At 70.7% G+C, this 20771-nt stretch carries 22 protein-coding genes and 1 pseudogene; 15 read left to right on the top strand and 8 right to left on the bottom strand.

What is annotated here, in order from left to right:
- Positions 1 to 12: 12 nt before the first annotated feature.
- On the bottom strand, positions 13 to 1950 hold the full coding sequence (locus NFX44_RS22365) for an N-6 DNA methylase (protein ID WP_262285528.1): 1938 nt from the start codon (positions 1948 to 1950) through the stop codon (positions 13 to 15).
- 99 nt (positions 1951 to 2049) lie between these two features.
- Here NFX44_RS22365 and NFX44_RS22370 point away from each other — a divergent pair, with 99 nt between their 5' ends.
- The 9 genes and pseudogenes from NFX44_RS22370 to NFX44_RS33375 form a co-directional block, all read left to right on the top strand.
- Entirely contained in the window at positions 2050 to 2583 is a 534-nt protein-coding gene (locus NFX44_RS22370; RefSeq protein ID WP_262285529.1) for a DUF4352 domain-containing protein, read from the top strand.
- 82 nt (positions 2584 to 2665) lie between these two features.
- Positions 2666 to 3559: a hypothetical protein gene (locus NFX44_RS22375; protein ID WP_262285530.1), complete on the top strand. Its 894-nt coding sequence runs from the start codon at positions 2666 to 2668 to the stop codon at positions 3557 to 3559.
- Positions 3560 to 3667: 108 nt separating this feature from the next.
- Positions 3668 to 4486, top strand: coding sequence for a ribonuclease HI (locus NFX44_RS22380; protein WP_262285531.1), 819 nt, complete (start codon positions 3668 to 3670; stop codon positions 4484 to 4486).
- Between the two features lie 431 nt (positions 4487 to 4917).
- Complete coding sequence (locus tag NFX44_RS22385; protein ID WP_262285532.1) at positions 4918 to 7407, top strand: AAA family ATPase; 2490 nt, start codon at positions 4918 to 4920, stop codon at positions 7405 to 7407.
- Positions 7404 to 7808, top strand: coding sequence for a hypothetical protein (locus NFX44_RS22390; RefSeq protein ID WP_262285533.1), 405 nt, complete (start codon positions 7404 to 7406; stop codon positions 7806 to 7808). The genes NFX44_RS22385 and NFX44_RS22390 overlap by 4 nt, the downstream gene beginning before the upstream one ends.
- A complete protein-coding gene (locus tag NFX44_RS22395) occupies positions 7805 to 8245 on the top strand; it encodes a DUF4190 domain-containing protein (RefSeq protein WP_262285534.1) in 441 nt (146 codons plus the stop codon). Before NFX44_RS22390 ends, NFX44_RS22395 begins: the two co-directional genes overlap by 4 nt.
- Positions 8246 to 8578: 333 nt before the next feature.
- Positions 8579 to 8854 (top strand): hypothetical protein, encoded by a 276-nt coding sequence (locus NFX44_RS22400; RefSeq protein WP_262285535.1) that lies wholly within the window; start codon positions 8579 to 8581, stop codon positions 8852 to 8854.
- A 31-nt stretch (positions 8855 to 8885) separates the two neighbouring features.
- Positions 8886 to 9347, top strand: coding sequence for a hypothetical protein (locus tag NFX44_RS22405; protein ID WP_262285536.1), 462 nt, complete (start codon positions 8886 to 8888; stop codon positions 9345 to 9347).
- A 174-nt stretch (positions 9348 to 9521) separates the two neighbouring features.
- Positions 9522 to 9677 (top strand): annotated as a pseudogene (locus NFX44_RS33375) (extracellular solute-binding protein); the annotation flags it as partial.
- A gap of 359 nt (positions 9678 to 10036) precedes the next feature.
- Here NFX44_RS33375 and NFX44_RS22410 read toward each other — a convergent pair.
- From NFX44_RS22410 to NFX44_RS22420, 3 genes are all read right to left on the bottom strand, one after another.
- Positions 10037 to 10450 carry a DUF2267 domain-containing protein gene (locus NFX44_RS22410; RefSeq protein ID WP_262285537.1) on the bottom strand — a complete coding sequence of 138 codons (414 nt, stop codon included), beginning with the start codon at positions 10448 to 10450 and terminating at the stop codon, positions 10037 to 10039.
- Between the two features lie 151 nt (positions 10451 to 10601).
- Positions 10602 to 10907, bottom strand: a complete 306-nt coding sequence (locus NFX44_RS22415) for a hypothetical protein (RefSeq protein ID WP_262285538.1) — start codon at positions 10905 to 10907, stop codon at positions 10602 to 10604.
- Positions 10908 to 11051: 144 nt separating this feature from the next.
- The gene (locus NFX44_RS22420; RefSeq protein ID WP_262285539.1) at positions 11052 to 11705 is read right to left on the bottom strand and encodes an ABATE domain-containing protein; all 654 of its coding nucleotides are present in this window, start codon (positions 11703 to 11705) and stop codon (positions 11052 to 11054) included.
- A gap of 91 nt (positions 11706 to 11796) precedes the next feature.
- On the opposite strand from NFX44_RS22420, the gene NFX44_RS22425 reads away from it, so the two are divergent.
- Both NFX44_RS22425 and NFX44_RS22430 read left to right on the top strand, forming a co-directional pair.
- Positions 11797 to 12543: a metallophosphoesterase gene (locus NFX44_RS22425; RefSeq protein WP_262285540.1), complete on the top strand. Its 747-nt coding sequence runs from the start codon at positions 11797 to 11799 to the stop codon at positions 12541 to 12543.
- A 2-nt stretch (positions 12544 to 12545) separates the two neighbouring features.
- Positions 12546 to 13196 (top strand): LysE family translocator, encoded by a 651-nt coding sequence (locus NFX44_RS22430; RefSeq protein ID WP_262285541.1) that lies wholly within the window; start codon positions 12546 to 12548, stop codon positions 13194 to 13196.
- A gap of 544 nt (positions 13197 to 13740) precedes the next feature.
- Here NFX44_RS22430 and NFX44_RS22435 read toward each other — a convergent pair.
- The gene (locus NFX44_RS22435) at positions 13741 to 14160 is read right to left on the bottom strand and encodes a DUF6278 family protein (RefSeq protein ID WP_262285542.1); all 420 of its coding nucleotides are present in this window, start codon (positions 14158 to 14160) and stop codon (positions 13741 to 13743) included.
- Between the two features lie 331 nt (positions 14161 to 14491).
- Here NFX44_RS22435 and NFX44_RS22440 point away from each other — a divergent pair, with 331 nt between their 5' ends.
- A complete protein-coding gene (locus tag NFX44_RS22440) occupies positions 14492 to 15967 on the top strand; it encodes a tetratricopeptide repeat protein (RefSeq protein ID WP_262285543.1) in 1476 nt (491 codons plus the stop codon).
- A gap of 115 nt (positions 15968 to 16082) precedes the next feature.
- Here NFX44_RS22440 and NFX44_RS22445 read toward each other — a convergent pair whose 3' ends face one another.
- From NFX44_RS22445 to NFX44_RS22455, 3 genes are all read right to left on the bottom strand, one after another.
- Positions 16083 to 16619: a GNAT family N-acetyltransferase gene (locus NFX44_RS22445; RefSeq protein ID WP_262285556.1), complete on the bottom strand. Its 537-nt coding sequence runs from the start codon at positions 16617 to 16619 to the stop codon at positions 16083 to 16085.
- A gap of 147 nt (positions 16620 to 16766) precedes the next feature.
- Positions 16767 to 17417: an alpha/beta hydrolase gene (locus NFX44_RS22450; RefSeq protein WP_262285544.1), complete on the bottom strand. Its 651-nt coding sequence runs from the start codon at positions 17415 to 17417 to the stop codon at positions 16767 to 16769.
- 252 nt (positions 17418 to 17669) lie between these two features.
- The gene (locus NFX44_RS22455) at positions 17670 to 18212 is read right to left on the bottom strand and encodes a 2'-5' RNA ligase family protein (RefSeq protein WP_262285545.1); all 543 of its coding nucleotides are present in this window, start codon (positions 18210 to 18212) and stop codon (positions 17670 to 17672) included.
- Between the two features lie 122 nt (positions 18213 to 18334).
- Between NFX44_RS22455 and NFX44_RS22460 the strand changes: the two genes are divergently transcribed.
- From NFX44_RS22460 to NFX44_RS22470, 3 genes are all read left to right on the top strand, one after another.
- On the top strand, positions 18335 to 19432 hold the full coding sequence (locus tag NFX44_RS22460; protein WP_262285546.1) for a hypothetical protein: 1098 nt from the start codon (positions 18335 to 18337) through the stop codon (positions 19430 to 19432).
- 523 nt (positions 19433 to 19955) lie between these two features.
- Positions 19956 to 20120 (top strand): hypothetical protein, encoded by a 165-nt coding sequence (locus NFX44_RS22465; protein ID WP_262285547.1) that lies wholly within the window; start codon positions 19956 to 19958, stop codon positions 20118 to 20120.
- A 65-nt stretch (positions 20121 to 20185) separates the two neighbouring features.
- Positions 20186 to 20392: a hypothetical protein gene (locus NFX44_RS22470; RefSeq protein WP_262285548.1), complete on the top strand. Its 207-nt coding sequence runs from the start codon at positions 20186 to 20188 to the stop codon at positions 20390 to 20392.
- The last annotated feature ends 379 nt before the right edge of the window (positions 20393 to 20771 follow it).

Genomic DNA, 20771 nt, shown 5'->3' on the forward strand with positions numbered 1-20771 from the left:
GTCCTGTAGTCCTTACCTGGCCGGCCGTCGGCGAGATGGTCGCCGATCAGGGCGAAGCGCCCCGCGCGCGAGGCCGTCGGCGGTGAGTCGAACCAGGTCGGCGCCAAGCGACGCCGCCTGTCGGATTGCTGACTCGAACGCCTCCAGCCGCTGGAACGCCTCACCATGCGCCCACTGCTCCTCCAGCGGCAGCCGCCGCACCTGCGCCCGGCGGATGTCGAACCGCAGCGTCCCCGACAGGCTCGACGCCTGCTTCTCGTTCGCCGACGTCCGCAGCTGCCCGGCGAGAAACCACGAGTCCAGCGCCGCCGGATTGGGCCGCAGCAGGTAGAGGTTCCGCCCCAGCAGCGCCCCCTCGGTCGTCACCACTCGGGCGGTGAGCTGCCGCGCGATCATCGGCACCACCACGTCCCCGGCCGCAAGCGGGATCTCCTGGCCGAGCCGCCCGTCGTCCCGACCGGAGGGGCCTTCGCCGCTCAGCACGTCCTGCACGGTCAACACCGAGGGCCCGCCCACTGACGGCTCACCGCCGTCGGATGACGAGGCACGAATCGGGCCGATCAGCTGCAGTGCACCGGCGCGGGCGAGCTCCCCCACCGACAGGAACTCCCCGTCCGCGCCTTCGGGCGCTGGCGTCACCTGGGGCATCAGCCCTGGCAGGTCGCCGACGATGGCAGCGAGGCGCTCTCGGGTGCGTACCAGATGTTCGCCCGTCGCCTCGCCCCCGACGGCGGGTTGGCGGCGCGCCGGAGTGAGGTCGACCTCCTCGTCGAGCAGCTCGATGACCGGGACCGCCCGGGCGAAGCCGGCTTCCTCGGCGTCGGCGTCCGGCGCGGCGGTGAAGGTCCGCCAGACGGCGAGGATCCGCGCGTAGGTCTCGGTAGCGTCGCCGGCGGCGGCGTCCACCAGCAGCGTCCGCGCCGGTGGCGGCGCGTCGGACGCGGGCCGCCGCATTACCCACAGGTGCAGGGGTACGCCGTGCGGCGCGGCCACCCCCGGAGGGAGCGCGATGACGGCGCGCAGGGCACCGCGGCGCAGCAACTCGGCGCGGATGCGGCGGCCGGGGCGTCGGCTGGCGACAGTGGGAGGCATCAGCAGGACCGCGTGGCCGCCAGCGCGTAGGTGGGCGAGGGCGTGCTGGGCCCAGGCCAGCTCCGGTTCGGTACGCGGCGTGGTGCCGACGATCCAACGGGGGTCGTGGCCGAGTTCCTCGTCTCCCCAGTTGCTGGTCCCGAACGGCGGGTGGCAGACGACGGCGTCGAAGGTGCGGCCGGCGAAGGCGTCGGCGCGCAGCGAGTCGCCCGTGGCGACCTCCCCTGCCACGTCGCGCAGGGCCAGCCACAGTCCGGCGAGCCGGGCGAGGTCCTCGTCGAGCTCTTGGCCGTATGCCGAGGTGCAGCCGGCGCGGACGGCGGCGCGGAGCGTGGCGCCGGAGCCGGCGGCCGGGTCGAGGACGGAGCCGCCACCGACGCCGGCGAGCCCGGCCATCAGGTCGGCCAGGTCGTCCGGGGTGGCGAAGGGGCGGCCGGGTCCGGGGGCGGAGAACCGTTGCCACAGCGCGTCGAAGGCACCCTGCGGTCTGAGTTCGTCGGCGAGCGCGTCGATGTCGGGCAGCAGTGGCTTGAGCTGCGGATCAGCTGATCGGCCGGGTCGTTGACCGCGTTGCCGGGCGAGCAGCAGGGCGCCGACGGCGGCCAGGCCGGCGGCGGGTGACTGACTGGCGGCGGCGAGGTGGCGCCACAGCCGGTCGGCGCTGGCCAGCTCGGGGAGTTTTCCCTGGGCGTGAAGCCACTGTTCGACCTGCCCCAGGTCGAACTCGGGGCTGGCCGCGGTGCCGCTCACCGGGGCGGGGAAGTCGGCGTGCCGTTTGCGCCAGTTGCTGACTGCGGCCCGACCGACACCGGCGAGCCGGGCGATCTCCGCTGCGGTGATGGTCGGTGTCTCCTGCACGTTCGGAGTGTGTCACACCTGTCAAGCATCATGTCTGTTGACAGCGTTCACAGATGATGCTCTCATTGACGCCGCCACGTTCACAGCAGGAGGAAAACGATGCGCAAGGCCACCACTCTCGCTCTGCTCGCCACCGGTCTCGTCGCCCTGGGCTGCGGCGCCGGCTCCACCGACGACGCCACCAGCAGCAAGGCCGACGCCGGGGACGCCAAGGGCGACGACAAGCCCGCCAAGGTCGCGAAGATCGGCCAGCCGGCTCGGGACGGCAAGTTCGAGTTCACGGTCAAATCGTCCAAGTGCGGCGTTGCCAAGATCGGCACCGACCTGATCGGTGCCAAGGCCCAGGGCCAGTTCTGCCTGGTCACGCTCAACGTCAAGAACATCGGCAAGGAGTCGCAGATGTTCGACGGCAGCAGCCAGAAGGCGTACGCCGCCAACGGCACCGAGTACTCCGCCGACGGCGGGGCCGCCATCTACGCCAACAAGAACGCCGAGACCTTCCTCAACGACATCAATCCCGGCAACCAGGTCACCGGCGTGGTCGTCTTCGACATCCCGAAGAAGGTCAAGCTCGCCAAGCTCGAGCTGCACGACTCGCCGTTCTCCGGCGGCGTGACCGTCTCCCTCACCTGATCCACCGCTCAACCCGGGGCGGGCGCCACCGCCCGCCCCGCCCATCTCCTGTCCCCCGCCACTGTTCACAGAGGAGACCGTCATGTCCGACCCGACCCAGCCCTTGCCGCACGAGCCGGCCAACCAGGATGCGGTACCGCCGGGGCCCGCGCCCACGCCGACGGGTGCCGCCACTCCCCCGCTCGCCAGCCCGACCGCTCCCGCCAAGCCCTCCACCGCCCGCGCCCTGGTGATCGGTGGCGCTGCGCTCGTCATCGCCCTGTGCTGTGGCGCCACCGTGATCAACGCGCTTGGCAGCGACGACGATGCCAAGCCGACGTCCATCGCCGCCACCTCGGCCAGCCCGAGCAGCGCGGCACCGACCACGGCGGCGCCGACGACCGCAGCACCGACGACCGCCGCCCCGACGTCTGCCGCGCCGGCCACGACGGAGCCGGCGCCCACCACGGCGCCGCCCACTCCCAAGCCGAAGGTGATCAAGGGACGCGGCGACGACGTGGTGAAGATCCGCGAACTGACGGAACTGTCCGTCGTGAAGTTCACCTGCAAGTGCACGAGCAACACCGTGCTGAAGAGCGACGGCGACGGCCTGCTCGTCAACGAGATCGGCTCGTACAGCGGCAAGCGGTGGATCAACCTGGAAGACGGTTCGCTGACCACGCAGTTCGAGATCGAGGCGACCGGGTCATGGACGCTGACGATCGGGACCGTCAACCAACTGGCCACCGCCTTCCCGAGCGGGAAGGCGTCCGGCAAGGGTGACGACGTGCTGGTGCTGGGCGGCACCGCCAGCGCCGTCAAGATCACCCATCGAAAGGGCAGTTCCAATTTCGCCGTCCACGCCTACTCGCTCGACACCGGCGAGGGTGGCCTGCTGGTCAACGAGATCGGTGCGTACTCCGGCACCCGCCCGCTGTCCGCGCCGGCGCTCGTCCAGATCACCGCCGACGGCTACTGGACGATCACGCCCGCCTGACCCGTCCACGACATCAGCTTCACCGAGTACCGCCGCGGCGACGTCGTGACAGCCGTCACGGCCGGTACCGCCCACCCCTTCGCTGGCTACGAGACGTCAGGAGGCGTCGTGCGTCCCGATGAGTTCCTCCGCGCCCTGGACCTGCTTCCCACTCCCCTGCACGCCCGCGCCCTCCCCCTGCGCCGCTACGTCCACCGCACCGCCTGCGCGGACTGCCAGCGGATCGGCGACGCGGTCACCCTCGCGCTCACGGCGGCGAACTGCGACGAGCTCGACTCGGCCGGCGAACTCCTGGACACCGCCGAGCGGCTCGCCGCCGCGCACGGCACGACTTGCCGGCCGCAGCCAGACCAGGAGCGTGGTCGCGGCCGGGTCGGGCGCTGGGCGGCGGCGTCCGCGCCGGTCGTCGCCGCGACCGACGCCAGCTGGAAGGGCCGCGCCGGCGGCATCGCGTACGTGGTCAGCGACGGTCACTACGGCCTGCGCGGCCGGGGCACCGGCCGGCTCGACCCGACCGGGGCGTCGCGGGTGCTGATCAACGAGCTGCGGGCGGTGGACTTCCTGCTCTCGGCGTACGAGGAGGCGCCGGCGGGGACGACGGTGCTGGTCGACAGCATGGTGGCGCTGCGCTGGCTGCGCCGGTGGCAGGCCGGCGACGTGACCAGCATGCCGGCCGGCTACAGCCTGCGCCAGCGCCGGTGGGCCGACCGGCCGACGCTGGTCCGGCTCGCCGAGATGGTGAGTCACCGGCCGGGCCTGTCCTTCCAGCATGTGAAGGGGCACAGCGGGCACGCCCTCAACGAGGCCGCCGACGGCCTGTCGCACATGGCCCGCCGCCGGGTCGAGGAGACCTTCGACGTACGCCCACGGGCACACGCCCTGGTCGACGCCTTCCTGCACGACTGGCACGCGGCCCTCCCCCACTGACCCGGCCCGCCGGTCGATCCACCGGGCCCGCCGGCTGATCCATTGCCGACAGAGCGCCACAGCGAAGCAACTTCCCACCACCCCATCGGGCGGGTCGACGAGTCATCGGCCCGCGGACACCACGCGCCTGGAGGAGAAGACGATGGCCTCTGTACGAGCCCGCTGGGCCGGTCCGGGACTCCGCCCGCACCAGCCGGTCGGAGTGCCGGCTGCCGCGCCGACCGTCGGCCTGGCGGGTCGTAACGGTGATCGACAGGCCATCGCCGGCCTGCTCACGCGACCGGCCGCCCCCGACTGTCCTGTTGCACTGCCGGCCTGACCGCCGATCACTTCACAGACGGCAACTGCACACCGTCGTCGCACCACCACCGCCAGCGAACCGGCTCGAGCCGGAACCATCCAGCTTCGATGCCCTCCCGGGAGGTCGCCTGATGAACCACACCGAACCCCTGGTCGAGCTGATCTTCGACCGGCTCGCCACCGACCGCGTACCCGATGACACCGCCGAGGTGGTCCTGGCCGCGCTGAGCGGCGAGGCCGACCTGGCCGCGGCGCTCGCCGGCGCGCCGACCACGCTGGAGCCGCAGCGTGCGGCGGCGGACGCACCGCGTGAGCGGATCTGGCTCTCGTCGGTCACCGTCGCCGGGTTCCGCGGCGTCGGCCCTGAGCGCACCCTCGCCATCGAGCCCGGTCCGGGGCTGACCGTGGTGGTGGGCCGTAACGGCTCCGGCAAGTCCAGCTTCGCCGAGGCGGTGGAGCTGGCCCTGACTGGGGACAGCGCGCGGTGGGCGGATCGCAACAGCGTGTGGCGTACCGGGTGGCGCAACCTGCACGCTGGCGACCCGTGCCGGATCGCCGTCGAGCTGCGCGTCGACGGGGTGGCCACGCCCACCCGGGTGGTCCGCTCCTGGCCGTCGGAAGCGGAGCTGGGCGACGCCGACGTCGCAGTCACCAGCGCACGCGGCACGCACCAGGACCTCGCCGAGCTGGGGTTGGCCCGGCCGTTGGAGCTGTACCGGCCGTTCCTCACCGCCGCCGAGCTGGGCCGGCTCACCGCCGGCACGCAGAGCCAGCTCTTCGACGCCATCTCCGCGATCCTCGGCCTGGAGGCGATCACCGACGCCGACCGCCGCCTGATGGCCGCCGCGCGCCCCGTCGACACCACCATCAGGGAGGTACGCGGACAGCGCGCCACCCTGATCGACACCCTCGCCGGGATCGACGACGACCGGGCCCGGCGGGCCGCCGCGCTGCTGCACGCCCGGGGCACGGCCGACCTGGCAGCGCTGACGGCGATTCTCGACGAGCCGGAGGAGCCGACCGCCGACGAGGCGGTGCTGCTCTGCCGGCGGCTGGTGGCGATGCAGCTGCCCGACGCCGACGAAGTGACCCGGCTGGCCGCACAGCTGCGGGATGCCTCCGCCGAGGCGCGCCGGCACGACGGTGGCCGGTCGCGGGCGTCGCTGCGCAGCGCCGAGCTGCTCCGGCTGGCAATCGAGCACCACGACGACCAGGGTGACGGGGCGTGTCCGGTCTGCGCGACGGGCCGCCTCGACGGCGACTGGCGGACGAGTGCGACCGCGTCCCTGGCGGAGCTGCGCGACCGGACCCTCGCAGCCCAGGCCGCCGCTTCCCGGCTGACCGCGCTGCTGCAGCGGGCGCACTACCTGATCGACGACCTGGACGTGCCGTCCGGCACCGCCGACGGGGTGCCGGTCCACGACCTCCACGCGGCGGTGACGGCGCTGCGGCTCGCGCCGGGCGGCCCGGAGGAACTGGCCGACCACCTGACCGCCCAGTACCCGGCGCTGCTCGCGGCCGCGGAGGCCGCCCAGGCGTACGCGAAGGGTCTGCTCCGCCAGCGCGACACCGGCTGGCAGGCGGTGGCCGGCGAGCTGCGGGCCTGGGTCGCGTCGGCCGCAACGCTGCCGGAGCAGGAGCGCGCCCTCGCACGGTTGAAGGCGGCGCGGGCGTGGCTGAAGGAGACCGGGGCGGAACTGCGCAACCAGCGGGTGGCGCCGTTCGCCGAGCACTCGCAGCGGATCTGGGCGCAGCTGCGCCAGGAGAGCAACGTCGAGCTGGGCGCGATGACCCTGGCGGGCATGAACACCCGGCGGCGGGTGGTGATCCCGGTCAGCGTGGACGGCGCGGACAACGGCACCGCCCTCGGGGTGATGAGCCAGGGCGAGATGCACGCCCTCGGGTTGGCGACGTTCCTGCCGCGCGGCTGCGCGCCGGAGAGCCCGTTCCGGTTCATCGTGGTCGACGACCCGGTGCAGAGCATGGACCCGGCCAAGGTCGACGGGCTGGCCCGGGTGCTCGCCGAACTGGCCGAGCAGCGGCAGGTGGTGGTCTTCACCCACGACACCCGGCTGCCCGACGCCCTCGCCCGCCTCGACCTCGGTCGGTCCCGCATCGTGGAGGTGACCCGCGCGGAGCGGTCGGTGGTGACCCTGCGGCCCGGCTCCGACCCGGTCACCCGCTACCTCGACGACGCGCACGCGCTGGCCCGCACCGAGGAGATCGCGTCCGAGGTGCGCGGGCCGGTGGTGGCGGAGCTGTGCCGCTCGGCGATCGAGGCGGCCTGCCACCGGATCGTGTGGCGCCGGCGGGTAGCCCGGGGTGTGCCGCACGACGACATCGAACGGGCCGTCGTGGCCGCGTCCCGCAGGCTGACCACCACCGTCGCGCTGGCGCTGTTCGACGACGCCAACCGGGGCGGCGACGTGCTCGGGTACCTGAGTCGCCGGCACGGGTCGCGGGCGGTGGGCGCGTACAAGGCGTGCAAGGAGGGCGTGCACGGGGCGTACCTGTTCGACCTGCCCGTCCTGGTTGCGGACGTCCGCCACCTCGCGGAGGCACTGCGGACCCACGCCGCTGCCGTGCCCGCGCCACGCGACGGCGCGGAGGTCCGGTCGTGACCGCGCCGACGCCCCGGCGCTGCCTGGCGGCGGCCGACCAGATGCTGCGCGGCACGGGCCCGCTCGGCGCGGCCGCGGTGACGGCCGGGTGGTGGCCGCGGGCGTGCGCCTGCCTGATCCGGCTCGCCCTCGAAGGCGGCATCGACGCCTACTGGCGGCGGACCCGCCCCGTGGTGGCCGCCTGCCGGCAGGGCCGGGCGAAGCAGCTGATGCTGCGCGGCCGGTTCGGGCCCGGCCCTGCAGTGGCCCGGCGGGTCGCCTTCGCGTGGGCGGCCTTGTCGGCCGCCGCGCACCACCACTGCTACGAGCTGGCGCCGACGGCCGCCGAGCTGCGTCGCCTGCACACCGAGGTGAGCGCCCTGCTCACCCAACTCGACCGAAGAACGGAACCTCAAGAATGACCTACCCGCAGCCCGGCCTCGACCCCACCCGGCCGCAGCCGCCGCTTCCCGCCGTCGTGGGGCCGTATCCCCCGGTGTCCGCGCCCACCGGCGCGTACGCGCCGCTCCCGGCCATGCCCTACCAGGGTGGCGGCTACCCGCCGGGCGTGCAGCGGCTCACCGTCCAGCCCGTCTTGACCTCGGGCATGGCGACGGCGTCGCTGGTGCTCGGGATTCTCGGCGTGCTCGGCGGCTGGTGCCTGTTCGGCCTGCCCTGCGTTCTCGCGGTCATCCTCGGCCACCTGGCCCTGCGAGAAACCCGCGACGGCATGCGGTCGGGGCACGGCATGGCGGTCGCCGGCCTCGTCCTGGGCTACGTGTTCGTCGGCCCGATGATCCTCTTCACCGTCATGGTGTTCTTCGGCAGCGTCCTGAGCGCCGCCACCCCGACGCCCTGAACCGGGCGGAACAACAGGTGTGACAGGCAGCCGCCACCGTGGCCCGGAAACAGGCGCCCACGAGGCCGCCGGAAAGACAGGAATGCATGTCCCAGAAGAAGAATCCCCTTCACGCCGTGCCCGACCGGTCCCTCGAGCTGTCCCGGCGGGACGACGGGTTTGTCGTCACGGCCCGCTGGTACAGCGACACCGGATCGGACGAGATCAACGGACCGGACGAGGTCGTCATCCGCATCTCCGACGAGGCAGCCCCCGAGGTACGTCGGCACGGCATCACGTCGGCGGTCCTGCACCGGATGGGCCGGCAGGTCGACGACATGGTGGCGGAGTTCCATGCCATTGCCGAGCGTCGGTGCGTACCAGGTGATGGTGGGCCGCTACATCGAGGGCCGGCTCGCCGAGCTGGCCCAGGCCCGCGGTGCGACCGCGGACGGGTTCGAGGCCGACCTGCTCGCGGTCTACGAGGACCTGGCCGGCCGCCGGCACGCCGACCCGCTCGGTGCCCTCGCCACCGCGACCGGCCGGACCCGCACAGTCCTCAGCCGGCTGCTCGACGTGGCTCGTCAGCGCAACGACCAGGAGGGACCCTCACGTGAGCGCCTCGCATAACGCACCGGTGACATCTTCGGAGCAGGGCCGTGTGTGGTCGCAGGTCTTCCGCCGCAGTCGCATCTCGCCCCACGTGTTCGTCGTCGCCGGGGCCGCGGCAGACCAGGTCAACCAGGTGGTGGCCGGTCTCGGCCTGCCGCAGGCGACCTCGAACAGCCTGTTCGACAACGCCCACTGGGCGACTCCGCTGCTCGACGGCGCCGTGACGCGGCTGCTCACCTACGGCCTGCCCGCGCTGCCCAGCGGCACCCGGGTGTACGGGCACCGGCCGCTGCGACTGCTCTGCCACCTCATGGACCTCCGGCCACCAGCCCGCGCGCTGACCGGCGAGCGGCAAGTGCCGGACGTTGACCAGTTGCTGGCCCACCTCGACCGGCAGCGGCAGGCCGAACCCGAGGTGCTGCTCGTCCAGGCGCGTACGGCCATGGCCAACGACGCGCAGGAGGTGCTGACCGCGGTCCGGGTGTTCTTCGGAGACGAGCGACTGACCTGACCGCCGTCGAGATATCCGGATAGCCGCGTGCGCATCCCCGTCATTGGCTGGCAGGATCGCCGGCGGGAGCGTCGGCACGAAGAGCACCGAGGGTAGGTTCGAGATCGGCACCAGCAACTACCCGAGGATCAACGCCACCGACACCGGCGGCCCGATCATCGGCAGCGCCTCCCTGTGGGTGGTCGGCAAGGAAATGGACGACGCCCCAAGCGCGCCGCGTGGGAGTTCGTAGTGTTCCTGTCCAACAAGGACTCGCAGGCGACCTGGCACACCACGACCGGGTACTTCCCGACAAGCAAGGGCACCCTGGACACCGACGCGGACAAGCAGTGGGTGGCCCAACGGCCGCAGTTCCAGAACGCCATCACCCAGCTGCAGACCACCCCGCTGAGCAAGGCCACCCAGGGCTGCTTGCTGGGCGCCATGCCGCAGGCCCGCAAGGCCGCCGAGCAGGCCATGCAGGCGCCGGTGCTCAGCGGCACCGACCCGCAGGCGGCACTGGAGCAGCAGCAGGCGCGGGGCCGATCAAGGACTACAACCAGTCCGTGGCCGGCTGACCGCGGCAGTCCGGACCCATCGTCGGCCCGTTCCCAGCGCTCGCGGCGCGACGGGCCGACGCGCCGGCCGGCCGGCTGCCTCACCAGGCAACCGGCCGGTCGGCACCCCTGCTCCTGCCTCGACTGTGCGTGCTACGAGCCGAGACGCCGCCCGCCACCGGCACCCACCGGTTCGATCGCCTGCCGGAACTCCTTCGGAAGCTGGGCCACCGCGTTCTCGAACTCGTCGCGGGTGACAGCCTCACGGAGCGTGGTGAGCACCGCGCCGACCCCGGCATCGGCGAGCGCACGGTCGACGTCCGGGCGATCCGCCACCCGCTGCACGAAATCTTCGAACCCGAGCGACGCCTTGACCTGGTCCTGTCTCAGCGGTTTGCGCAGGCAGTCGTCAAGCCCGTCGGGAAGCTGATAGGCAAGGTCCTCAGCCTGGCCGGCGCTGATCCGATCTGCCAATGCCTGCAACGTCGCGCGGGTGACTGTCGCCGCCTGATCGGTGGACACCCTTGCCCGCGTGGCCACTGCATTGATGAAGTCCTGGTACTCCAACTGAATCTCCTCCCCACCGGATCCGGTCGAACCGCCAGTTACGGAACTCTGACATCGTTCGCGCCCAGGTTCACTTCGGTGTGCCTGCTGACAGCCTCCTATAACGGCGGGTGACCCTGCCTCACTCGGATCGGGCGACCACCGTGACGTGCTACGGCGACATCCTCGGCATTCCGATGGAACGGGAACGGGCGGGCGATCTGCTGACGAAGCGCCAGCGCGGAGGGCGAACGGGGAGATATTCGGCCTGGAACCGTTCCCACAGGGTCAGCGTTTCGGGATGCCCGGCACCGGGCCAGCGGCGGCGGTCTCGTCCGCCCCGGCGGCGATACAGCCGTCCTTCCCGGGCGGCGTGGAACGGATCGGCCAGTTCGGCGACCAGACGGTCCAGAAGGTTGCGGGCAACGCCGGTGAACACAGAATGGGACAGGGCCGCACGAGCCTTCTTGATCGACACAATCAGCAGACCGTGCGGCCCGCAACTCTGACGATCAAGCCGACACGCCGCGTCGCATCAATACATAGCTCCTGATCCCCAGGGTCGTAAGAGGGGCAGCTCCACTGGCCTAAACCGTCGCACCGTTACTTAACACGGGCCTGATCACCAGGTCGGACCGCTTCTCGCAGAGGTGGGTCGGCTGGGGTCGTCTGACGGGTTCGCCGCGTGGCGCTGGTAGTGCCGGGACACGCGGGCGCGGTTGCCGCAGGACGGCTTGCACCACGCCTGGCGCGGATGTTCCTTGACGAAATAACGCACGCAGCGTGGCGCCGGGCAGGCGAGCAGTTGGGCACGGGCCGGGTTGGCGAGAAACTCGATCGCGGCCCGGGCCAGCCCCGCCGTGAGCCGCAGTCGGGCGTCGGCCGGCGCACAGCGCCAGGCAACCGTTGGTGTGGACTCGTCCGGCCAGTTCAGCACGGGACGGACCGGCAGCCGGCCGGCGGCCTGGTTGAGTTGATCGACGGCGTCCGGCACGGGAAGCAGTGTTGAGGAGTCGGCCCGGCTCGGTGGCCCGGGGCGGACCGCATGCGCGAACAGGGTACGCACGGCGCGTCGCAGCGCGACCACGTCGAGGCGGAGTTGCTCGTCGGGCGTGCTGGCGTACGGCCCGGGCTCGCCGGCGTACTCCCGCAGCGGATCGGCGTGCTCCCGGAGCCAGGTCGTCAGTCCGGCGACGTCGGCGAGGTCATCGGCGACGCCTCCGTTGCCGTCGTGCCGGATGGTGCTGGCCAGGGCGAGCGCGAGCTGCTGTGACATCGGGGCTCCTCTGGTACCTGCTTAACTTGCCCGGCTTGATCGAGTGTAGCCTGCCTAATGCTTGAGGCGGAGATAACCATTAGGGGACGTCTTGCTCGTCATCGCACACCTCAGTGACACGCACCTCGACAGCCATCCCCGCTCGGCCGAACGGACCGCCCGGGTGATGGACTACCTGCACGCCCTACCACGACCGGTTGACGCGATCCTGATCAGCGGGGACATCGCCGACCACGGCGAGGTGGCCGAGTACCGGACCGCCGCGAAGCTTTTCGCGTCCCCACTGCCGGTCATGGTCTGCCCCGGCAACCACGATGTCCGCGACGCGTACCGCAAGGGCCTACTCGGCGACGAGAGCGGCGGCAGCGGCCCGATCAACACCCGGTACGACGTCGCCGGCGCGGTCTTCCTGCTCGCGGACTCGTCGATTCCGGGCGAGGACGACGGTCACCTCGACGCGGAGACCATGGACTGGCTCGCCGATCAACTCGGCTCGGTGCCGGCCGGGACACCGGCCTTCATCTCCTTCCACCACCCGCCGGTCGAACTGCACCACCCCGTCATCGATTCGATGCGGCTGTTTCCCGCCGAGCCGCTGGCCGAGCTGCTGGCCGCCCATCCGCAGGTCGTCGCGGTACTGACCGGACACTTTCACACCGCCGCCGCGAGCACCTTCGCCGGTCGGCCACTGCGGATCGCGCCCGGCGTCGTCTCTACGCTCCGGCTGCCCTGGGAGGGTGACGGGCCGCTGGTCGACTTGCGACAGCCGCCAGGGGTGGCGTTCCACGTATACGACGATGCGGGGCTGCTGAGCACCCACTACCGGGTGGTGGTCTGAGGATGCAGGGGATCTCCGTGCTCGGCTTTCTGGTCGCCCTCGCGCCGATCACCATGACGCCGGGGACCAGCCTGACCCTGGTCGTATCACGGGTCGCCGCGGGCGGGCGGCGGCAGGGTTGGTGGGTGATCCTGGGTACGGTCACCGGGATCCACGTGCACGCGACTCTCGCAGCCGTCGGCCTCGCCGCGCTGGTGCTGCGCTCGTCACAGGCGTTCTGGATCGTGAAGCTGGTCGGCGCCGGCTATCTGGTCGGGCTCGGTCTGTGGCTGCTCTGGTCGGCGACCCGTCGCCGGCACCCGACCGACTCGGCCACACTGGACGACCTGGCCACCCGCCGGCCTCGGCGGCTGCCGTGGCGCGGGCACCACCCGTACGCCCAAGGGCTGCTCGGCAATGTGCTCAATCCCAAGGCTGCCGCCGTGTATCTGACCCTCGCCCCGCAGTTCCTCGACTCACACCGCTCGGTGCTGATTCCGATGCTGGTGCTGGCCTCGGCGCACGCGACGCTACACACCTGCTGGCTCGCTGGCTGGACCGTTGTCTCGGGCGCGGCGGCCCGGCTGCTTCGTACCCTCCGGGTGCGCCGGGCGCTCGACCGGCTGACCGGCGCGCTCCTGGTCGGTCTCGGTATCCGCGCCGCAGCAGGTTGACCCAGACGACCGGCGTGCGGAGGATGAGGAAGTTTCGCCGCTCACCGCCGCCCTACTCGGGATCGCCGGTCGGCAGTGGCCGACGAACCGCGTACCGAGGTGCTTCGCGAGTGGCAGGCCAAGTTGACGGTAATCGCCGACTACAGCAATACACCAGCGGCCGCGATGTCCCACCCGACATCATCCGCGCTGTCCCGGGCCTGGCCGCCGACGGGGCGGTCGCATGGTGAATCACCGCTCAACGATCACCACCATTGATCCCCAGGTCGTAACCGACGCAGCACCATCCTGAGCACCGGGCAGACTCCACCTCTCGCGGAAGACGCGCAGGCTACCAGCGCTCGTGACATCAGCCGTCGCGCCCCTAAACCGCGTCGCTGCGACATCACCGGTGGCTGACAGGACCCCACCCGCACCATCCCCGTGGCCATCCTCCTCGCTGTCGCCGCCTCAGGGGCACTGGCCGGATGCCGCCGGGCCGACCTCACCCGGGCGCGCCTCGAACTGGCCATCGGGCCCGCCTTCGCACCGACCCGGGTCTCCCTTATCGGTGGCCGCCAGAAGCGAACACCGTGTAGAAGTACCGAAGGCTGTCCTCCGGACCATTCTCAAGGCGCTTGAACGCCTTGCCGATTGGGTTGCACCAGCGATGCTCGCCGAGCTCGACCAATAGCGGCCACCCGACGATGGCTCGTTCATCTTCCGCCGTTGCGCGCCATCGCCCCCCGGCGTGGCGGGTCAGCACTTCGCCGACGTAGCAACCGAAGCCGAAGAGGGTTTCGGCAAGCTGCTCGCCGGTGAGTCCGTCGGCACGGAAGCCGTCGAAGATGGTATCCACGCGCGCCAGGCTGTCCGGCGTGTAGTCCAGCTGCACGCCGCTGACCTGGGCCGCCGCCGCTGCGATGTCGCCCGCGAAGCGGGCTGCGTTCTCCGGGACGGGTGCGTACTTCAGGCGCAGTTGCATGTGGGCCCCTCCGGCGCTTCGCTTGATCCACAGACTGGATCGCGCGATCGTACCGAGGTCGGGAGTACGGCCCCGTCTCGCGCCACATCCGCCGTCGATCCGCCCCTGCCTGGGAGCGGGCCGCCACCCCGCCGGCCACGCCACGCCTACCTTCACGGCTCCCATGGGCGCCGCCCGGGCCGAGAGTAGTCTCTCTGCTCACCCCGATCGATGGCAGGCGAAAGGCAGAGTGGGCGGGCAGGATGATGCGTGATCATCACCGCTCGCCCCGGACAGCCTCCGCGCCGGGGGGTGCGCGAACGTCAGTACGCGGGCCCTAAACTTGCGGTTCGTGACGACATCCCTCACTCCGGTCGAGGTGGCCTTCGCGCTGTTGCGGGAGGGCCGTATCGGCGATGCCGAGAACCTGATGACGCGCGAGCTGCAGGCGGCCGCGGACAGACACGGTCACGGCAGCCCGGAATGGGCCTCGGCCCAGTGCGACCTCGGCAATGTGCTGCTCAACGCCGATCAACTCGACCGCGCGGTCGAGTGCTATCGCCGCGCCGCCTCCGCGATGCCACGCGATCACGAGTCCCGCAAGGACCAGTTGACCTACCGACTCAATCTGGGCTTGGCGCTGCGCATGGCCGGACGACTCGACGACGCCGAGGCCGAGTTGCGCCAGGGCGTTCAGGAGCGGCTCGACTTCTACGGTCGCGAGCATCCCGGGTACGCGTTCGGTCTCGAACCGCTGGCGGACCTGCTGCGGCAGCGTGGCGACGTGGCAGGCGCCCGGCAGGTCGTCGAGGAGGTGGTCGCCAACCTGTGGCGCAACGGGCACGAGCGGGTGGCCTCCGCGCTGGCGCTGCGAGCAGCGATTGTGCACGCCGGTGGCACCCGCGAGCCGCTCTTCGTGGGCCTGCAGCAACTGCCGGACGAGGTCGTCGAGGAGGTCGGGCGAGTCGTCACCCAGATGCTGGATCACGACGACCCGGCATCCAAGCCCCTGCTCACCGCCCTGGTCGCCGCCTTGGAGGAGCGGCTCGGCGTTGACCACCAGGCGACGCTCAACGCCTTGTCCGCGCTGGCGAACCTCGGCCGTGACCTCGGTGACCAGGCGGGGCGGATCGAAGCGATCGAGCGCGTGCTCGCTTCCTACGACCGCCAGGGCCGTCAGGAGGAGGCGTTGATGGCAGCGCTCGGCTTGGCGATGGCTCAGGACGAAGCTGGCGATGCCGAGGCGGCGCTGCGCACGTACGCGTCGGCGGACGTGAGGGCCGAGCGCATCGGTCGTCCGGAGCTGCGGAGTCAGGTGCTGCGCAACTGGGGTCTCGCGCTGAAGGAGGCCGGCCAGGCGGGCCTGGCGGAGCAACGGCTGACCGAGGCGGTGAACCAGGCGCGCCGCGGCACCGACCATGACACGGTCGGGCGGGCCTGCATCGCCCTCGGCCTGTTCCTCCAGCATGAGGAACGGCTGTCGGAGGCCCGCGCGGTCCTGGAGGAGGGCCTGGCCGTCATGGATCCCGTACACCCCGACGCGATCATCGGCCGCAGCCACCTCGGTGCGGTCCTGGATGGCCGCACCTGCGGGTGCGGCGACATGGCGGGCACGATCGCCGACGCGTTCCGCGAGTTCGTCATTACCAGGCTCCCCGCGGACCTGCTCGACCGCCTCGACGTGGCGATCGTGGACGGCGACTTCAAGATCGAAGTCGGGCTGCGGCGAGAACCGACCCAGGGGGAGCTCGATCGACTCAATGAAGTCTTCCAAACCGCCCACGCCGAATTCCGCCGCCGGATCAGCGAGCCCCGCTACGCCGGCTGACCGCCCGATCGCCGTTGCAGTACCAGGCTATCGACGCGCGCGACCAAGCCTCGACCTCGCGAGGATCACACGCACTGTTCTCGGCAGAGTCGGAGGTGCCCCGCTCGGCGAGCTGTCAACGCCTGATCCGCGGCAGATCAGGACCTCGGCGGTTCGGCTTGATCATCGCGCAGCGCTTGGTGGCATCGATGCCTGGATAGGCTGCTTCGGCGCTCAGGATGTCCTGCAGCTCAGGCCCGACCTCGTGCAGGGACAGCTCACGGTAGCCGAGACGACGGTAGTAAGGGGCGTTCCACGGGACGTCTCGGAAAGTGGTCAGAGTCGTGGCCGACGTGCCTCGGTGTCTGCCGATGACCTCGACGTGTTCCATCAAGCGCCGTCCGATCCCCTGACCTGCCAGATCAGGCACACACGACACCTGTTCGATGTGCGCGTATCCGTCAACGACCGACGCGGTGACAAAGCCGGCGATACGCCCGTCGTACTCGCCGATCCACACCTGGCCCGCCGCCTGCCTGGCCTCTAGATCGGCCATGTCCACGTTGTTCTGGGCGACTTCTGGCATCCCTACGTCCCGGAACACCTGACCTGCCGCCACTTGGAGTTCCGCGAGACTGGCCAGGACTTCGGCGGGAGCCTGCCTGATACGCATTCCGGCCACGGGTCGATGGTACGGACGCGGATCCGAGGCGCCTCTGGCGCCTTCGGACGTCCGAGGACCCGACATCCGCACATCGGCTATGACAGCGCACCACGGCGGGCGCGGACGACGCGCGGTCAGCGGCATGAGCGTGCGTGGTCAGCCGGCTGGCGAGCACCATCCATCGGCCATGGCGATGATGCGAGCGGTCACCGTGTCCGGATCCACGAGTTGATGCAGGTGAAGCCCTGGAACATGGTCGAAGTCCCAGCCGCGTTCCCGGGCGTCCTGCGCGGCTTGTTCGTACGGCGGACCGAACAGCAGATACCCACATGCCGCGTTGTCCCAGCCGTCCGGAACGGGAACCTTCTCCTCGTAGTAGCTCAACGGCAGGCGCGGCTGCTCGGCCGAGACAACACGCCGGGTCTGCGGATCCGGAAACATCGGCGCGACATCGGACTCGTCCCACCACGCCGTCCACTGCGGCAGCCTGCCACCGGTCGCTTTGGGTCGCAGAAAATCCAGCAGCTCAGGCGGTGCCACCGCCGTCGGCCCGCTGCGAGCGGGCAACGCCGCGTCGACGAACAAACAGCCGGCCACCGGACGCCGGGCAGCCTCGACGATGACCGGGACAAAGAGCCCGGCGTTGCTGTGCGCGACCAGGACGACCGGGATGTCCAGCGGCAACTCGCCGGTGGATCTGCCGACGGTCTCTGCGACGGACGGCCAGAACGGCGGTCCCGCATCCGCCACGCCGAGCAGCGAAGGCACCACGGTAACCGCACCCGAGGCCTTCAGCCTCGTCGCCACAGGCGCCCACGTCAGAGGACCCACCGACGGGCTGTGCACAAGAACAATTGCGGCATCCACCGGTTAACCGTGCCCGACGTCGCCTGCTGGCCGCCACCCCATCCGTCACGCCAACGGCGAACACGGCACACCCGTAGATCCGCACGCTCACGCATCACCGGCCACAGCACGCTCACCGGCAGATCCGGGTGCCAACTGGGCCGATGCCGGTGACGCTACGTAGCGCGCTGATCGCGGCAAGAGAGGACGTGTTCAACTCCTGTCCGGCTCAGCCAACGGAAACGTGGCCTGCCTGATCCAAGTGCCGCTGTCATCGGCCTGAGCGATGAGCGTCATCTTCCGGGCACGTCCCACGATGGGCAGATGCTGTTGGAGGGCCTGTTCTGCAGCTTGCATGTCCTTCAAGTCGCAGCCATGAGCCACTGTCAGGTGAGGCACGACGTCGTCAAACTGCCCCTCGAACGGCGGGAAATCCGGGAAGGCTGTGTGCACGAGCTCTGTGAGGATCCGGAAGGGCTGGGGATCCTCCGGCGCGAGCCACAGAACCTCGTCGCCAAACCATGCGGTGCGGGTCAGTCGAAAGTCGAACGCCGCGGCGTTGGCGAAGAGCCGCCGAAGCTCAGCTACGACCACCAGGTCGATCTGAGCTGGAGGCACGAACGGGAACAGCACAGTGACGTGGGCCGGGACCCCTAGCCGGGCGCTGGCGTCCAGCACGTCACGGTGGCGTCGCACTGCCGCTTCCGATTCGGGAACCTCGAGTATCAGGCCACTTTGACGGAGTACTGCACCCATGGCCCGAGCTTAGATCTCGGCGTCGATCGGGGACGCACTGAACTCGGGGTGCACGCGCGACAGCGGCAGATCCGGACGTGCGCGGCGGCCAGTCCGGCGAGGCGACCAGTAGCATCCCGAACATGTCCGATCTTGCTGCGCGGTTCGCCCGGCTCGCTGGCGAGTACGACTCCCGGAAGACAGCGGCGACCGCGCTCGTCGGGCGCTGGGACTGGTACACCTGGCCGGGCCTTGATCTTCGTCCGTTGCACTTCGAACGGGACCTGCTCAAGGCTGGCCGCCGGTTGGACGCCAGACCGCCGGTGGATCGGGATGTTCTGCGCATCGGGTTCGACGCCGAGGGCCGCGCGGTGGTGATCGAGGAGTACAGCGGCTTTCTTCACGGCCGCCTGTACTACGAGACGTTCGTCGGCCACAACGGCGACGTGGTCGAGGCGGCGCACTTCGATACGGACGGGCCCATCTACCTGCACGAGTACCGCTTCGTGGACGGGTTGATGCGCTCGGCCGACACGGTCGCGCGCGGCGGCTCGGGGCGAGAGTCGTACGCATACACCGATGGGCGGATCAGCCGCGTCGAGATCGAACACGACGGCCGGGCGCCGTCGGTGCTGACGGCGGAGCACGACGACCGCGGCCTGGTCCGCGTCGTCGAGGTCATGGGTGGTCGGTCCGAGGTGCGCTATGAGCGGCCGCCGGCCGGATTCGACCTCGAAGCGGCGTGCCGGACCATCGAGGACGCGTTCCTCACGCTGATCCCGGACGCCGTAGCGCGCCTGACGGTCGACGGTCCCGCCGCCTGTGTCGCGCTGAGCTACTACGGATCGGACGCGCTGTCCTTCGAGGTTTACGGGGCCACTGAGGACGAGCGCGCCGCCCTGGCGGCGATCGACGCCCAGGCAGCATGGTCGCCGGCCGACTTCGAGGCCAGTACCGACGTCGACCTCGACGACGCAGGATCGGTGCGGCTGGTACGACAGGAGCTCGCCCTGCTCGACGCCGGCGACCTCGATGCCGCCGCCGGATCCGAGATGGGCCGGCGACTGTTGTGTGCGGTGGCGGCTCGGCTCAACCTGCGCGACTGGTCGGACACGCTGCCAGTCGCCGACGACTTCGTGGTGTACCCGGTCGACCTTGAGCTGGTCGACCTGGAGCGGAACCTGGCCGACTGCCTGCCGCCGGACCGGCTCGCCCGGCTACGCGAGCGCGGCCTGCTGTGACTGACCCCGGCCAGGCCCGACCTCCGCATCCGCACATCGGCACGTCCGGACGGCAACCGGGCCGGCTCGGCGTGACATTGGATAGCGCGCGAGTCGCGGCATGAGCGTGCACCAGATCGGAACGACTACCGGGACGTCATAGGTGACCTCGGCTGCCTTTCCATAGACAGAGATCCCGCAGCAGGGATATGTCGGCGCCCTGGTGAATGACCTCGCGGTGTACGTGCAGGACGAGCTTCGCCATCGGTGCATCCGCGTACTCCGGCGGTGCGATGGCTCCCTGCGGCTGAGCTAATCCGGCCATGGCGAGGTGGCGGACATCGCGGATCCACGCATCGTGCCCGTCGTCGAGCTGGCGCAGTGCCGCCTCCGCGGCGCCCGGATAGGCGACGGCCCGGTGACCAGCAAGCGAGGCATCGAAGTGGGGTGCGGTCGGTGGCCCGCACACGTCGATGAGGTGCGCCAGCCGCCAGGCGATGTGGTGGCCGGCGTCCGATCGTATGGCAGGCTGGCGTAGTCCAACGTGAACTCGCCTGCACCGATCGACATCGGCGCCGAACTCTGGCCGCGCCGGCTGAGGGTCCAGGATCCCGGGACCGGCTGGCTTTTGAAGCTCAGCGCCGGTGAGGAGCTGGGCCTGTCGCGGGTGCTGGCCGGGCCCCGCCACGATCAGCTGCGCCAGCAGTGACGCGACTACCGCGCCGAGATAACCAGCTCAACCCGCCCACCATCGAAGCTTGAGAGCGTGGGCCGATGGCCATCGAGCACCAGGGCGACGACCGGACGACGGTGGCACAGCAGATACGCGCGGTGTGGTGGGATGGCCCGCGCATTCTCGCAGGCCTAGACCATCCGTGGCGATGGAAGTTGCGCAAGGACGACGGTGGCTGGCGCGTGTGGTCCGTCGAGCTGCCTCCGTGGTGCGGGACGCATGTGCGGACCGACGCCTGCCGGCGATGAGGACCAGGGCGTGGCCCGGAGATCCTGAAGCTACGGCGAGGGGCAGCAGCCGTTCGAGCACCTCGCCCTGTCACATCGGCTCGTCGTCTGGGCTCATAGCTACGAGTGCAACGACGCGAGGAGGACGCAACTGATCTGCGACCTCAGCGCGCTGATCGCGGCTACTAAGAGACTTCACGCAGGATCGGTGTCTGGCCAGACTCGATCCAGGTGTCTGGCGGGACGCTCTCAATCGCGGCTGCTCACTCAGCTTTTGGGTGTGGCTCTCATCTGGACTGCGTTTCGCCGGGCACCGTGACGAGGCGTGGCTCAAGAGGGGACTGCCCAGCTCGTAGTAGCACTGCCCACCTCGCCGTCCCTATCGGTTCGAGGAGAGCAG

Source organism: Micromonospora sp. MA102, from assembly GCF_025460765.1.
Taxonomy (GTDB): Bacteria; Actinomycetota; Actinomycetes; order Mycobacteriales; family Micromonosporaceae; genus Micromonospora; species Micromonospora halotolerans.